14 protein-coding genes and 2 tRNA genes are annotated in these 13,633 nt (G+C 69.7%); 12 read left to right on the top strand and 4 right to left on the bottom strand.

Annotated features, from left to right (window positions below; translation table 11 throughout):
• Nucleotides 1–13: 13 nt before the first annotated feature.
• Together recF and ACFYL6_RS26590 are read left to right on the top strand one after the other, a co-directional pair.
• Entirely contained in the window at nucleotides 14–1,147 is a 1,134-nt protein-coding gene (gene recF / locus ACFYL6_RS26585) for a DNA replication/repair protein RecF (RefSeq protein ID WP_387175250.1), read from the top strand.
• Nucleotides 1,137–1,748 carry a DUF721 domain-containing protein gene (locus tag ACFYL6_RS26590; RefSeq protein WP_387175252.1) on the top strand — a complete coding sequence of 204 codons (612 nt, stop codon included), beginning with the start codon at nucleotides 1,137–1,139 and terminating at the stop codon, nucleotides 1,746–1,748. The genes recF and ACFYL6_RS26590 overlap by 11 nt, the downstream gene beginning before the upstream one ends.
• 9 nt (nucleotides 1,749–1,757) lie before the next feature.
• Here the strand turns inward: ACFYL6_RS26590 and ACFYL6_RS26595 are convergent, their stop codons facing one another.
• Entirely contained in the window at nucleotides 1,758–1,985 is a 228-nt protein-coding gene (locus ACFYL6_RS26595; RefSeq protein WP_387175254.1) for a hypothetical protein, read from the bottom strand.
• Nucleotides 1,986–2,110: 125 nt separating this feature from the next.
• Between ACFYL6_RS26595 and ACFYL6_RS26600 the strand changes: the two genes are divergently transcribed.
• A complete protein-coding gene (locus tag ACFYL6_RS26600) occupies nucleotides 2,111–2,587 on the top strand; it encodes a MarR family winged helix-turn-helix transcriptional regulator (protein WP_387175256.1) in 477 nt (158 codons plus the stop codon).
• Here ACFYL6_RS26600 and ACFYL6_RS26605 read toward each other — a convergent pair.
• Nucleotides 2,572–3,126 carry a hypothetical protein gene (locus tag ACFYL6_RS26605; RefSeq protein WP_387175258.1) on the bottom strand — a complete coding sequence of 185 codons (555 nt, stop codon included), beginning with the start codon at nucleotides 3,124–3,126 and terminating at the stop codon, nucleotides 2,572–2,574. The two genes, ACFYL6_RS26600 and ACFYL6_RS26605, sit on opposite strands and share 16 nt — an antisense overlap.
• A 522-nt stretch (nucleotides 3,127–3,648) precedes the next feature.
• Between ACFYL6_RS26605 and gyrB the strand changes: the two genes are divergently transcribed.
• The 8 genes from gyrB to ACFYL6_RS26645 all read left to right on the top strand — a co-directional run bounded on the left by gyrB (nucleotide 3,649) and on the right by ACFYL6_RS26645 (nucleotide 10,518).
• Nucleotides 3,649–5,595 carry a DNA topoisomerase (ATP-hydrolyzing) subunit B gene (gyrB, locus tag ACFYL6_RS26610; RefSeq protein ID WP_238657700.1) on the top strand — a complete coding sequence of 649 codons (1,947 nt, stop codon included), beginning with the start codon at nucleotides 3,649–3,651 and terminating at the stop codon, nucleotides 5,593–5,595.
• Nucleotides 5,596–5,725: 130 nt separating this feature from the next.
• Nucleotides 5,726–8,248 carry a DNA gyrase subunit A gene (gyrA, locus tag ACFYL6_RS26615; protein WP_124776802.1) on the top strand — a complete coding sequence of 841 codons (2,523 nt, stop codon included), beginning with the start codon at nucleotides 5,726–5,728 and terminating at the stop codon, nucleotides 8,246–8,248.
• A 4-nt stretch (nucleotides 8,249–8,252) separates the two neighbouring features.
• The gene (locus tag ACFYL6_RS26620; protein ID WP_387175261.1) at nucleotides 8,253–9,164 is read left to right on the top strand and encodes a DUF3566 domain-containing protein; all 912 of its coding nucleotides are present in this window, start codon (nucleotides 8,253–8,255) and stop codon (nucleotides 9,162–9,164) included.
• A 151-nt stretch (nucleotides 9,165–9,315) separates the two neighbouring features.
• Nucleotides 9,316–9,389 (top strand) — tRNA-Ile (locus ACFYL6_RS26625).
• Nucleotides 9,390–9,431: 42 nt separating this feature from the next.
• Nucleotides 9,432–9,560: a DLW-39 family protein gene (locus tag ACFYL6_RS26630; RefSeq protein ID WP_209444550.1), complete on the top strand. Its 129-nt coding sequence runs from the start codon at nucleotides 9,432–9,434 to the stop codon at nucleotides 9,558–9,560.
• A gap of 43 nt (nucleotides 9,561–9,603) precedes the next feature.
• Nucleotides 9,604–9,679, top strand: a tRNA-Ala gene (locus tag ACFYL6_RS26635).
• Between the two features lie 31 nt (nucleotides 9,680–9,710).
• Entirely contained in the window at nucleotides 9,711–10,019 is a 309-nt protein-coding gene (locus tag ACFYL6_RS26640) for a hypothetical protein (protein WP_387175263.1), read from the top strand.
• A 79-nt stretch (nucleotides 10,020–10,098) separates the two neighbouring features.
• Nucleotides 10,099–10,518: a CBS domain-containing protein gene (locus ACFYL6_RS26645; protein ID WP_387175265.1), complete on the top strand. Its 420-nt coding sequence runs from the start codon at nucleotides 10,099–10,101 to the stop codon at nucleotides 10,516–10,518.
• A 120-nt stretch (nucleotides 10,519–10,638) separates the two neighbouring features.
• Here ACFYL6_RS26645 and ACFYL6_RS26650 read toward each other — a convergent pair whose 3' ends face one another.
• Nucleotides 10,639–11,439 (bottom strand): MBL fold metallo-hydrolase, encoded by an 801-nt coding sequence (locus ACFYL6_RS26650; RefSeq protein WP_387175268.1) that lies wholly within the window; start codon nucleotides 11,437–11,439, stop codon nucleotides 10,639–10,641.
• Nucleotides 11,440–11,537: 98 nt separating this feature from the next.
• On the bottom strand, nucleotides 11,538–12,296 hold the full coding sequence (locus ACFYL6_RS26655; protein WP_387175270.1) for a TetR/AcrR family transcriptional regulator: 759 nt from the start codon (nucleotides 12,294–12,296) through the stop codon (nucleotides 11,538–11,540).
• Nucleotides 12,297–12,404: 108 nt separating this feature from the next.
• Here ACFYL6_RS26655 and ACFYL6_RS26660 point away from each other — a divergent pair, with 108 nt between their 5' ends.
• Nucleotides 12,405–13,604 carry a DUF418 domain-containing protein gene (locus tag ACFYL6_RS26660; protein WP_387175272.1) on the top strand — a complete coding sequence of 400 codons (1,200 nt, stop codon included), beginning with the start codon at nucleotides 12,405–12,407 and terminating at the stop codon, nucleotides 13,602–13,604.
• Nucleotides 13,605–13,633 lie beyond the last annotated feature (29 nt).

Below are 13,633 nucleotides of genomic sequence, written 5' to 3' on the forward strand. Positions count from 1 at the left end.
GTATCCACAACCTGTGTACGTTCACCGGCTGGAACTGGTCGACTTCCGCTCGTACGAGCGGGTGGCCGTCGACCTCCAGCCGGGGGCGAACGTCCTGATCGGCGCCAACGGCGTCGGCAAGACCAACCTCGTCGAGGCGCTGGGCTACGTGGCGACCCTGGACTCACACCGGGTCGCCACCGACGCCCCGCTGGTCCGGATGGGCGCCACGTCGGCGGTGATCCGCTGCGCTGTGGTGCACGACGGCCGCGAACTCCTGGTCGAGCTGGAGATCGTGCCCGGCAAGGCCAACCGGGCTCGGCTGGGCCGCTCGCCGGCGCGGCGGGCCCGGGACGTGCTCGGGGCGCTGCGGCTGGTGCTGTTCGCCCCGGAAGATCTTGAGCTGGTTCGGGGCGATCCGGCCGAGCGCCGTCGCTACCTGGACGACCTGCTGGTCAACCGCCAGCCCCGGTACGCGGGCGTGCGGGCCGACTACGAGCGGGTCGTCAAGCAGCGCAACGCTCTGCTGCGCACCGCGTACCTGGCCCGTAAGACCGGTGGGTCCCGGGGTGGTGACCTCGGCACCCTCGCCGTCTGGGACACCCACCTGGCCCAGCACGGCGCGGAGCTGCTCGCCGGCCGCCTGGAGCTGGTGGCCGCGCTCACCCCGCACGTGGCGAAGGCGTACGACGCGGTGGCCGCCGGTCGGGGCGCGGCGAGCATCGCGTACCGGCCGTCGATCGAGCTGGCCGAGCCGACCACCGACCGGGCCGCGCTGGCCGAGGCGCTGACGGCGGCCCTGGCCGCGTCCCGCTCCGCCGAGATCGAGCGGGGCACCACCCTGGTCGGCCCACACCGCGACGAGTTGGCCCTGAGCCTCGGTCCGCTACCTGCCAAGGGGTACGCCAGTCACGGCGAGTCGTGGTCGTTCGCGCTCGCGCTGCGGCTGGCCGGGTACGACCTGTTGCGCGCCGACGGCATCGAGCCGGTGCTGGTGCTCGACGACGTCTTCGCGGAGTTGGACACCGGCCGCCGGCAGCGGTTGGCGGAACTGGTGGGCGGGGCGAGTCAGCTGCTGGTCACCTGCGCGGTGGACGATGACGTGCCGGCCGCCCTGCGCGGCACCCGCTATGAGGTCGGCGAAGGGACGGTACGCCGTGTCGGATGAGCCACGCCCCAAACGACCGGCGGCCGGCGACGGCCCGGCTGCGCGTACCCCGAAGGCGGCGGAAGGAGCGGCGGGCGGTGAGCCGGCGGCGGCCGCCAGCGGGCCGGAGCTGGCCCGGGCGGTGCTCGACGCGGCGCTGTCCCGCCGGCAGGCGGCGGCCCGCGCCCGGCGTTCCCCCGGCGGTGGCGACGGTACCGGCGGCTCGGGGCGGCGGTTGCGCGGCTACTCCGGCCCCGGCCCCGACCCGCGCGATCCACAGCCACTCAGTGCCGTGCTGAACCGGCTGGTGAAGGCGCGTGGCTGGCAGCAGCCGGCGGCCGAAGCCACCGTGTTCGGGGCCTGGGAGCGGGTGGTCGGCGCGGAGGTGGCGCAGAACAGCCGCCCGGTGAAGTTGGAGAACGGCGAGCTGACCGTGGAGGCGCGTTCGACCGCCTGGGCCACCCAGCTGCGGCTGCTCGCCGGCTCGCTGCTCAAGCAGATCGCCAGCGAGGTCGGTCACAACGTGGTGCGCAAGCTGCACATCCACGGCCCGGCCGCGCCCTCCTGGGGGAAGGGCCCACGCCGGGTACGCGGCCGGGGCCCACGAGACACCTACGGCTGAGCCGGCCGTTCAACCGCGCCGGGTCGCCTCGCGGGCTGCCCGCTTGCGCTCCCGCTGCTCCCGGGTGAAGCGCTTGCGCTCGGCCAGGTCGTGTTTCCACGCCTCGCGGGCCTCGGCCGAGCCGCCCTGCACCGCGCCCTGCACACCCTCGGCCGGGCCGGCGAGGTGCCGGAAGGCCCACCGCATCAAACGGCCGCCCTCGCCGGGGGCCTTGGTGACCGCGCCGTCCTCGCTCATCTGCCGCCCTCTTTCCCGCGTCGCCTCGCCGGTGCTCGCCCGTTGCACGAGCAGACCATTGGGGCACCAATGGTTGGTGTACCAATGATCGGTACGATAGTCATCGTGCGCAGAGAGGGCAACCGATGAGCGAACGACCGGACGGCGTCGACCCGCTGGCCCTGGAGCAGCAGGTCTGTTTCGCCCTCTCGGTCGCCGCGCGCAGCGTGGTGGCCGTCTACCGGCCGCTGCTGGAGCCGATGGGGCTGACCCACCCGCAGTACCTGGTGCTGTTGGCGCTCTGGCAGCACGCGCCGTTGTCCGGTCGCGACCTCAGTCGCCTGCTCCAGCTCGACCCGGGCACACTGTCACCCCTGCTCAAGCGGCTGGAGGCGGCCGGCTACCTGCGCCGGGAACGCGACCCGAGCGACGAACGCAGCCTCGCCGTCACCCTCACCGCCAGCGGTGCCGCGCTGCGGAGTCAGGCCGAGCTGATCCCCGCCGCGATCGTGCAGCGGCTCGGGCTGCCCGTCGAGGACCTGCAACACCTGCACGCGGTGCTCACGCAGCTGATCTCGGCCGCCAACCGACCGGCCGACGCGGCGACTCAGGCGTCGGCGTAGACGGCGAACCCGCGCTCGGCGCAGCGCCGGTAGAACGCGGCCAGCACGCCCAGCTCGGCGCAGGTGAAGTTCCACTGCGGCGGGTCACCGCGCTCGTCGCGCAGCGCGTCCAGTCGGCTCTCCAGCCAGCGCAGCTGCTGCTCGGCCAACCGACCGTCGCCGAGCAGGGAGCGCAGCACGGTGCTCACCGACTCGAAGGTGACCGCCTCGCCGTTCGGGCGGTGCGCGGCCACGAAGCGCTCGATGCCGCCCGCGATCCAGGAGCACCCGTCCGGGTCGATCACCGGGTCCTCGTCCTCGGCGGCGGCGTCTGTGGCATACAACACACCTTCGAGGCCGAGCAGCAGATCCACCAACTCGGTGTACGCGGTCGCCCGGATGGTGCCGGTCTTCGCGATCAGCTCGGCCAGCGCCGCGGTCGGCGCGGAGATGCGCGGCAGATCGACGATCTCGCCGAAGTCGACGAACTCGGCCGGCGCGACCGGATCGTAGAAGCGGCCGGTCCGCGGCCAGTGCACCGCGACGTTGTCCAGCCCCATCTGTCACCTCTTAAAGAGCACGTGTCGGGTCGATCGGGTCGATCGTCCCGGTTCCAACCGGTAAAGATCAAGGCTGGTTCCGGGGCGCCGCAAACGTACGGCACGGACGCTTCGGCCGCGACCCCCGACCCGCCCGACCGCGGGTCAACCCGTTCCGGGGCGGCGCGTGCGATGGGGGCATGGCGTGTGGGGGGAGTCGTGGGCGGCGGGGTTCTGCCGGCTACGGACTTCTCAGCCGCCTCTCTGAGGGTGCCGAGTGGTGGTTCTGTCCTCCGGGCACAGTAGGATTGACAGCGAGACGAAGACCCGGTGCGGGAGTGGGACGGGGCCGGTGGCCCCAGATTCATTCTCCACGTCGGGTCGAGCCGATCGCGATCCGCGGGCAACCGCGGCGACCGGCGCGTTCGACCCGCTGTCCGGAGGTCTCCGGCACCGGTCCGCGCGCCGACGTCGCGTCCTGTCCGCCGAACCCGCGCCCGACGCGCCCCTACCGGCGCGGCGGACGCGAGAAAGTGGCCGAGGGTGGCAGCGCAGGACAAGCAGGAGTACGGCGCAGAGTCGATCACCGTTCTCGAGGGGCTGGAGGCGGTTCGCAAGCGGCCCGGTATGTACATCGGGTCCACGGGCGAGCGCGGTCTGCACCACCTCGTCTGGGAGGTCGTCGACAACGCGGTCGACGAGGCGCTGGCCGGATACTGCGACACCATCGACGTGGTGCTGCTCGCCGACGGCGGCGTCCGGGTCACCGACAACGGCCGTGGTTTCCCGGTCGACCTCCACCCGAAGCTCAAGAAGCCCGGTGTCGAGGTCGCGCTGACCATCCTGCACGCGGGTGGCAAGTTCGACGGCAAGGCGTACGCGGTCTCCGGCGGTCTGCACGGCGTCGGTGTCTCGGTGGTGAACGCGCTCTCCACCAAGATGTTCGTCGAGATCCACAAGTCCGGCTCCGTGTGGCGGCAGCACTACACCAACTCCAAGCCCGGCTCACTGGAGAAGGGCGAGACCACCGACCGCACCGGCTCGGCGGTCTCCTTCTGGCCCGACCCCGACGTCTTCGAGACCGTCGACTTCGACTTCCAGACCATCTACCGGCGCCTGCAGGAGATGGCCTTCCTCAACCGTGCCCTCCGCATCCACCTGCTCGACGAGCGGGTGGCCGAGGAGGAGGACGGCCGGCAGCGCGAGGTCACCTTCTATTACGAGGGCGGCATCGCGGACTTCGTCCGGCACCTCAACGCCTCGAAGAGCCCGATCCACAAGACAGTGGTCGAGTTCGAGGCCGAGGAGGAGGGCATGTCCCTCGAGATCGCCATGCAGTGGAACGAGTCGTACGGCGAGTCGGTCTACACCTTCGCCAACACGATCAACACCCACGAGGGCGGCACCCACGAGGAGGGCTTCCGGTCCGCGCTGACCAGCGTGGTCAACCGGTACGGCACCGACAAGAAGCTGCTCAAGGGCGACGAGAAGCTCTCCGGTGAGGACATCCGCGAAGGGCTCGCGGCGATCATCTCGGTCAAGCTGGCCAATCCGCAGTTCGAGGGCCAGACCAAGACCAAGCTGGGCAACACCCCGGTGAAGAGCTTCGTGCAGCGGGTCTGCAACGACCGGCTGGTCGACTGGTTCGACCGCAACCCGGCCGAGGCCAAGATGATCATCACGAAGGCCTCCCAGGCGGCCCGGGCCCGGATCGCCGCGCAGCAGGCGCGCAAGCTGGCCCGGCGCAAGTCGCTGCTGGAGTCCGGCTCGATGCCGGGCAAGCTGGCCGACTGCCAGTCGACCGACCCCCGCGAGTCTGAGGTGTTCATCGTCGAGGGTGACTCGGCCGGCGGCTCGGCCAAGCAGGGTCGCGACCCACGGACCCAGGCGATCCTGCCGATCCGCGGCAAGATCCTCAACGTGGAGAAGGCCCGGATCGACCGGGTGCTGAAGAACAACGAGGTCCAGGCGCTGATCACCGCGCTGGGCACCGGCATCCACGACGACTTCGACATGGAGAAGCTGCGGTACCACAAGGTGGTGCTGATGGCCGACGCGGACGTCGACGGCCAGCACATCCAGACGCTGCTGCTCACCCTGCTGTTCCGCTTCATGCGTCCGCTTGTCGAGATGGGGCACGTCTACCTGGCCGCCCCGCCGCTCTACAAGATCAAGTGGAACAAGAAGGGCGACGACGCCCAGTACGCGTACTCCGACCGCGAGCGGGACGGTCTGATCGCGCTGCGCCAGCAGAAGAAGCCGAACGCCAAGCCGGACGACATCCAGCGCTTCAAGGGCCTCGGCGAGATGAACTATCCCGAGCTGTGGGAAACCACGATGAACCCGGCGACGCGTACCCTGCGTCAGGTCACTCTCGACGACGCGGCGACCGCCGACGAGTTGTTCAGTGTGCTGATGGGTGAGGACGTCGAGGCGCGCCGGTCGTTCATCCAGCGCAACGCCAAGGACGTGCGGTTCCTGGATATCTGACGGACTGCGGTGGATCGGCCGGGCAGTGCCCGGCCGATCCGGCGGTCCACAGAGTTATCCACAGCTTGGCCGGTATCCACAGCCGTTATCCACAGCACGAAAACGACTCTGAGTCTGATAAGGGTATACAGTGACCGATTCTCCCGAGTCCACACCGAACGAGCCCGAGGTCCCCGCCGAGGCCATCGCCGCGGTGGTCGCGCACGACCGGATCGAACCGGTCGGGCTCGAGGTGGAGATGCAGCGCTCCTACCTCGACTACGCGATGAGCGTCATCGTCGGTCGCGCACTGCCGGACGTCCGGGACGGCCTCAAGCCGGTCCACCGCAAGATCCTTTACGCGATGTTCGACTCCGGCTACCGTCCGGACCGCGGCTACGTGAAGTGCTCCCGCGTCGTCGGTGACGTGATGGGTCAGTTCCACCCGCACGGCGACTCGGCGATCTACGACGCGCTGGTGCGGATGGCGCAGCCCTGGTCGCTGCGCTACCCGCTGGTCGACGGCAACGGCAACTTCGGCTCGCCGGGTAACGACCCGGCCGCCGCCATGCGATACACCGAGTGCAAGCTCGACCCCCTCGCCATGGAGATGCTGCGGGACATCGACGAGGACACCGTCGACCTGCAGGACAACTACGACGGCCGGGCCAAGGAGCCCACCATCCTGCCGTCGCGGATCCCCAACCTCCTGGTGAACGGCTCCGAGGGCATCGCCGTCGGCATGGCCACCAAGATCCCGCCGCACAACCTGCGCGAGATCGGCGCGGCGGTGCAGTGGTGCCTGGAGCACCCGGAGGAGGACGAGGAGACCACCCTCGAAGCCCTGCTCGGCATCGTCAAGGGCCCGGACTTCCCGACCCACGGCCTGATCGTCGGCACCACCGCCATCCAGGACGCGTACCGCACCGGTCGCGGCTCGATCCGGATGCGCGCCGTGGTGGAGGTCGAGGAAGACAAGCGGGGCCGCCCCTGCCTGGTCGTCAGCGAGCTGCCCTACCAGGTCAATCCAGACAACCTCGCCGAGCGGATCGCCGAGCTGATCAAGGAGGGCAAGCTCGCCGGCATCGCCGACATCCGCGACGAGTCCTCCGGGCGTACCGGTATGCGGATCGTGCTGGTGCTCAAGCGCGACGCGGTCGCGAAGGTCGTGCTGAACAACCTCTACAAGCACACCCAGCTTCAGGAGACCTTCGGCGCCAACATGCTGGCCCTGGTCGACGGCGTGCCGCGCACGCTCAACCTGGCCCAGTTCATCCGCTACTACGTCGAGCACCAGATCGACGTGATCCGTCGGCGGACCGCGTTCCGGCTGCGCAAGGCCGAGGAGCGGGCGCACATCCTGCGCGGTCTGGGCAAGGCGCTGGACGCGCTGGACGAGGTGATCGCCCTGATCCGGCGCTCGCCGACCGTGGACGACGCGCGGCAGGGCCTGATCCGGCTGCTGGAGATCGACGAGATCCAGGCGACCGCGATCCTGGACATGCAGCTGCGCCGGCTCGCCGCCCTGGAGCGTCAGCGAATCGTCGACGACCTGGCCAAGCTCGAGATCGAGATCGCCGACCTCAAGGACATCCTCGCCAAGCCGGAGCGGCAGCGGAAGATCGTCTCGGAGGAGCTGGGCGAGATCGTCGCCAAGTGGGGCGACGACCGCCGGACGCAGATCATCCCGTTCGACGGCGAGGTCTCGATGGAGGACCTCATCGCCCGCGAGGACGTGGTCGTCACGATCACCCGCACCGGGTACGCCAAGCGGACCAAGGTTGATCTGTACCGCTCGCAGCGGCGCGGCGGTAAGGGCGTCAGCGGCGCCACGCTGCGGCAGGACGACATCGTCAGCCACTTCTTCGTCTGCTCGACCCACGACTGGATCTTGTTCTTCACGAACAAGGGCCGTGTCTACCGGGCCAAGGCGTACGAGTTGCCGGAGGCCAGTAGGGTAGCCAAGGGCCAACACGTGGCCAATCTGCTCGCCTTCCTACCCGACGAGCAGATAGCGCAGATCATTGAGATCCCGAACTACCAGGTAGCCCCCTATCTGGTACTGGCCACGAAGAACGGCCTGGTGAAGAAGACGCGGCTCGAGGAGTTCGACTCCAACCGTTCCGGCGGCATCATCGCGATCAACCTGCGCGATGAGGACGAGCTGGTCGGTGCTGCGCTGGTTGCGCCGGAGAACGACCTGCTGCTGGTCTCGAAGAAGGCGCAGGCGATCCGGTTCAACGCCTCGGACGAGGCGTTGCGGCCGATGGGCCGGGCCACCTCGGGTGTGATCGGCATGCGCTTCACGGACGACGACGTCCTGCTCGCCATGGAAGTCGTGCGGGAAGGTTTGGACGTTCTGGTGGCCACGAACGGGGGATATGCGAAGCGCACCCCGATCGAGGAATACCCGGTGCAGGGCCGGGGAGGTAAGGGCGTGTTGACCGCGAAGATCACCGAACGGCGCGGTGGTCTGGTTGGCGCGGTGGTGATCGATCCGGACGACGAGCTGTTCGCGATCACCAGCAATGGTGGTGTCATTCGGACTCCGGTGAAGCCTGTACGCCGTACGCGTGACCGGAACACAATGGGGGTCAAGCTGATGGACCTCCCGGACGGCGTGACTATCGTGGCGATTGCTCGCAATGCCGACGAGCCTGACGAACAGGACTAGTTGAATGACGGAGACACAGGCGAAGTCGGGGAACACGGGGACCTCGGCCAAACCGGTCGACGAGGAGGCCGCCAAGGGCGGCACACCAGCGACCGGCCGCGCGGCCGTGGGCCGGGCGACGGTCCCCGCCGACGCGCCTGCCCCGAAGTTCACCAGGGCTCCAGGTATGACACCCCCGCCGGAGCAGCCGGGCGAGGATGGCGGGTCGGGCGACCAGACCGAGGCGCCCAGCGCCGAGGCGCCGACGTCTGCCGCCGCCAATCCTCCGGGTCCGGCGGCGGCAGCCTCGGCCCGTCCGACGACCACCCAGCCGATCGGTGTCCGGCCGGGTCAGGCGACCTCAACCGGGTCCACCGGCACCCAGCCGCGGATCACACCCGGGATGACCCAGCCGCAGCCGGACGCCGCACGTGGTGCCGCAGCCGGCCGTCCGGCCAGCGGCGGTGGCCTGCCACCGGGGATCGGCAACGCGTCCGCCGTCGGGGCCGCCCGCGTCGGTGACGCGGTGCGCGCGGCGCGTACGTCGGTCAGCTCGGCCGCCTCCCGCGGACCGCGCCGGGCCCGGCTGAACCTGAAGCGGATCGACCCGTGGTCCGTGATGAAGTTCGCATTCGCGGTGTCGGTGGTGCTCTTCATCGTCGTGGTGGTCGCCACCTCGGTGCTCTATCTGGCGCTGGACGCGATGGGTGTGTTCGAGAGCGTCAACGGGAGCCTGAGCGACCTGGTCAACGCCGGCGGCGGGCAGAGCACCAGCGGCTTCCAGATCACCGCGAAGGGCGTGATTCTCAGCTCGGCGCTGATCGGGCTGGTCAACGTGGTGCTGTTCACCGCGCTGGCCACGCTGGGCGCGTTCGTCTACAACGTCTGCGCCGACCTGGTCGGCGGGATCGAGCTGACTCTCGCCGAGCGGGACTGAGCGACCGGGACGCCGGGGCACCGCGGAAAGCGGTCGCTCCGGCGTCCCGTACTCGGGTAGGTTTTGCAGGCGGCGACGGGCCCGGCTCGCAGGCGCGGACCCCGATTTGGGGCCGGCAGAGCGGATGGGTTAATCTTGCTCGTCGCAACGCGGGGCTATAGCTCAGTCGGTTAGAGCGCAGAGCTGATAACTCTGAGGTCGATGGTTCGATTCCATCTAGCCCCACCGCATGTCGTCCGACGGTAGTCGAGCTTGAGGGGTTGCCCCATGTTCAAGAAGCTGCTGATTCTGGCTGGCGTCGTCGGTGTGGCCGCCGTCGTGTTCAACAAGATCAAGGCATCGAACGACGAGCGTGCCCTGTGGCACGAGGCGACCACCGCGCCCGACCTGCGCTGATCGTTCGGCCCAGCGGCGAGGAATCGTCGCCGCGGCCACTCACGGGGCCCTAGCTCAACTGGCAGAGCACTGCCTTTGCAAGGCAGGGGTTAGGGGTTCGAGTCCCCTGGGCTCCACCAGCACCTTTTTGCCAGCTGCCATCATCCATGGATGAGCGAACAGTCACCGGCAATCACCATGCACATCTACTGCCGGGTCGACGTGATCGTCACTGATCCCTCTGCCGTGACCGGCCACGCGGTTGCCGACCTGCGCGCCGCCGACATCGACTGGTCCACTGAGGAGGACGACGTCGACACGGCCGTCGAGGAGTTGGGGGCCGATCTCACCGCCTCGCTGGCCAGTGTCGCGGACATCAGCCGGCTCGTCGACGGCATCCCTGGTGTGGAGTTCAGGGGCGGCCACTGCTGGGCCGAGCAGGGCCCGGCCCGGGATCGTTTCCACGCCGACGAGCGGTAACAGCGAAGCAGGCGGCATGGCGGTGACCGACCGGGGTAGGAGAAACGGCAACAACCCCCGGAAGTGAGGTGTCAGACCAATGCCTACGGCACGCGAGATCATGACGAACGACGTGACCTGTGTCCGCGAGCAGGACGACCTGAAGTCGGCCGCGAAGCGGATGGCCGAGCTGGGGGTCGGCGCTCTGCCGATCTGCGGCGACGACAACCGACTCAAGGGCATGCTGACCGACCGCGACATCGTGGTGAAGGTGCTGGCCGAGGGTCGCGACCCGGCCAACGTGACGGCCGGTGAGCTGGCCCAGGGCGAGGCGGTGACCATCGGCGCGGACGACGACGCGGCCGAGATCCTGCGCACCATGGGCCAGCACAAGGTACGCCGACTGCCGGTGATCGATGGCCACGAGCTGGTGGGCATCGTGGCGGTGGCCGACGTGGCTCGTTCCCTGCCGGAGCGCCCCGTGGGTGACCTCATCGAGGCCATCTCCGAGCGCGGCTGACCATCGCGCCTGTCAATGATCGCCGCCGCCGGTTCGCCGGGCGGCGGCGATTCGCGTAGGCCGGCCAACCGTGTCGGCAGGTCGGCCTAGTCATTCGGCCGCCGGAACCGGCAGGGCAGGTCAGGCAGGCTGGACGAGCGGGACGGTCTCGCCGCGCGCGATGGTGCGCACCTGCTTCGCCCAACCTCGGCGGCGGGCCTCGTCGACGAAGTGCGCCAGCGGGGAGCGGAACACCGGGTAGTCGTCGTAGTGGATCGGCACGGTCAGCTGCGGACGGATCAGCTCCACCAGGTCCGCACCCTGGCGGGCGTCCATGGTGAGCAGGATCCCGGCGACCTTCGTGCCGCCGAGGTGGATCAGCATCGCGTCGATGTCCGGAAAGCGTTCGGGGATGGCGCTGAGTAGCGGCTGGTTGAGGGTGTCGCCGGTGACGTAGAGCCGGAACTCCCGCCGCCCGGAACGCTCCACGTCGATCATCGTGCCCATCACGTCGGGCATCAACAGGTCCAGCGCACCTGGGCCGTGCTGCCCGGGCATCGAGGTCAGGCGCAGGGTCGTACCGTCGCGGTGCAGCTCCCGGGACGACCACGTCGGCAGGCCCTGGGCGGCCCGGAAGCCCCAGCGACGCAGCTTTCGTTCTGCCGCGGGGGTGGTGACGATGGGCAGCTCACGGTCCAGCTCCCGACGGGCCACCCGGTCGAAGTGGTCGCCGTGCAGGTGGGAGAGGACCACCGCGTCCAGTTCTGGGAGTTGGGCGATCCGCAACGCCGGGTCCGTGCGTCGGCGCGACCACAACCCCTTGCCCAGGTACGCCCGCTGACCCCGGTGCAGGAAGTTCGGGTCGGTCAACAGGGTGAAGCCGCCGATCCGCAGCACCGTCGTCGCGGTACCGATGAACGTCACCTGCGGTTGCTCCGCCATCGTGCCCACCTCCTCCGGCTCCGGTACCCCGATGCGCCGTCGGCATGCGGCCCAGCTCCGGGCGCCGCTGACGGGCCGGCCAGAGCACGCGGGTGGTTTCAGGGGTCGGAGCGCGCGATCCGGACGGCGACGCCGTCGAGGATCAACTCCAGCCCGAGGGAGAAGTCCGCGTCGGCGATCGCCTCGTCAGGAGTGTCGGACGGTGGCGCCTCGAACAGCGTCGAGGAGAACAGCCGGGCTGTCTCGGGGAAGCGGTCGGGGTCGACGAGTCGCGCCAGCGCCCGGCCGTAGTCGCGTTCGGCGTCGGCCTGACCCTGGCCGGCGGCCCTGCCCTCGGCGAGTTCGCCGTACTGCCGTACCGACTGGACCACGTAGCCGCTGATCAGTGACATCGCACCGATCTTGTGCGCCCAGTCCAGGGGGGTGCCGGACATGACCGCCAGCGCGGCCTCCATCCAGGCGATCTGGTGCGGACCGGAGGGCGGTCCGGCGGCGGGCACGCGCGCCAGCCACGGCCGACGCTGAAGCACCGCGCGGTGCGCGAAGGCCCAACGGCGTAGCCCTTCCCGCCAGTCGGGGGCGGCGATGTCCGGCGGTGGGCCCAGGGCGGCGTCGGCCATGAGGGTGAGCAGTTCGTCCTTGGAGCCGACGTGCCGATAGAGCGACATGCTCGTGAAGCCGAGGCTCTTGGCGACCTTGGGGAGCGTCACGCCGTCGAGCCCGTCGCGGTCGGCGATCTCCACCGCCGCGGCGACCACCACGTTGACGTCGAGGGACGCGGGCCGTCCGAGACGCGACGACTCTGACATTCCCCACAGCCGGCGCAGCGGCGCCGGAACGAAATCGTCGCTGGTCATGGGCTCCCACGTTCGCCCGGAAGGTTACGTCAACATCATGACAGACAGGATTAGTGTACGCGTGATACTTTCTCGCTGAAACTAATGCCGAGTCACGGGGAGACGACCATGAGCGTTGACACCGCACCGCGGACATCGAGAGGGCCGGTGCTACGCGCCGAGCGTGCCCTCGCGCCGGACCTGGCCCGAGGAGCGATGCTGCTGATCATCGCGCTGGCCAACGTCGCCGGAGTCGTCTTCGCCGGCGAGCCCGGCCTCGACGCCACGCCGGAAGGCATCGACCGAGGCCTCAACTTCCTGCTCTTCGAACTCGTCCACGCCCGCGGCTATCCCGTCTTCGCGGTGATGTTCGGCTACGGCCTCGTCCAACTCGCCCGCCGTCAGGACGCCTCCGGTGCCACGGCGAAGCAGGTCCGCTCCGTGCTGTTGCGTCGTAACCTCTGGCTCGTCGTGTTCGGGTTCGCGCACGCCGCGTTGCTGTACTACGGCGACTTCCTCGGCGCGTACGGGATCGTCGGGATCGCGATGACCCTGTTGCTGCTGCGCCGCGGCGACAGGTTCCACCGCGTCGTGCTGGTGCTCTGGGCGCTCGCGGCGGTCGAACTGCTGGTCATCGGCGCCATGGTGGTGAGCGGGATCCTCGGCGGGCCGGGCGGGTCGGCGCCACTGCCGTCGGGCCACGTCGACTCTCTCGCCGCGCCCGACTACGTCGCGTCCATGCTGGACCGCCTCGGCGAATGGCCGGTGCACACGCTGACCGTCCTGCCCTTCATCATGATCGCCTGGCTGGGCATGTGGGCCGCTCGCCGCCGTGTCCTCGAAGAGCCGGCCCGACACCGGACCCTGCTCACCTGGACCGCCGTCCTCGGCCTCGGCAGCGCAGTCGCCGGAGGCCTCCCGGCCGCCCTGGTCAGCGCCGGATGGCTGCACGTCGACGAGTCGGCGGCCAGTCTGATGCTGCTGCTCCACGGGGCCAGCGGCATGTTCGCCGGACCGGGTTACGTGGCCGTCTTCGGCCTGATCGCCATGCGCGTCAGCCGATCCGGCCCGGTCGTCGGCGCTCTCGCAGCCCTGGGCCAGCGTTCCCTGTCGGGATATTTGTTCCAGTCCGTGGCCTGGCTCGTCCTCCTCGCGCCCTTCACGCTCGCCCTCGGCGACCGGTTCGGCAGCCCCACGGTGACCGGTCTGATCATCGCGGTGGCCGTCTGGCTCGCCACCGTCCTGATCGCGCGTCAGCTCGACAAGCGCAAGCGGCCCGGCCCCGCCGAGGTCGTCCTGCGCCGCCTGACCTACGGGCCACGGACGTGATCGCCGCCGCATGAAGCCGCCTCGGTGCT

It is taken from the genome of Micromonospora sp. NPDC007208, from assembly GCF_042869175.1.
In the GTDB taxonomy this organism is placed as follows: domain Bacteria; phylum Actinomycetota; class Actinomycetes; order Mycobacteriales; family Micromonosporaceae; genus Micromonospora; species Micromonospora foliorum.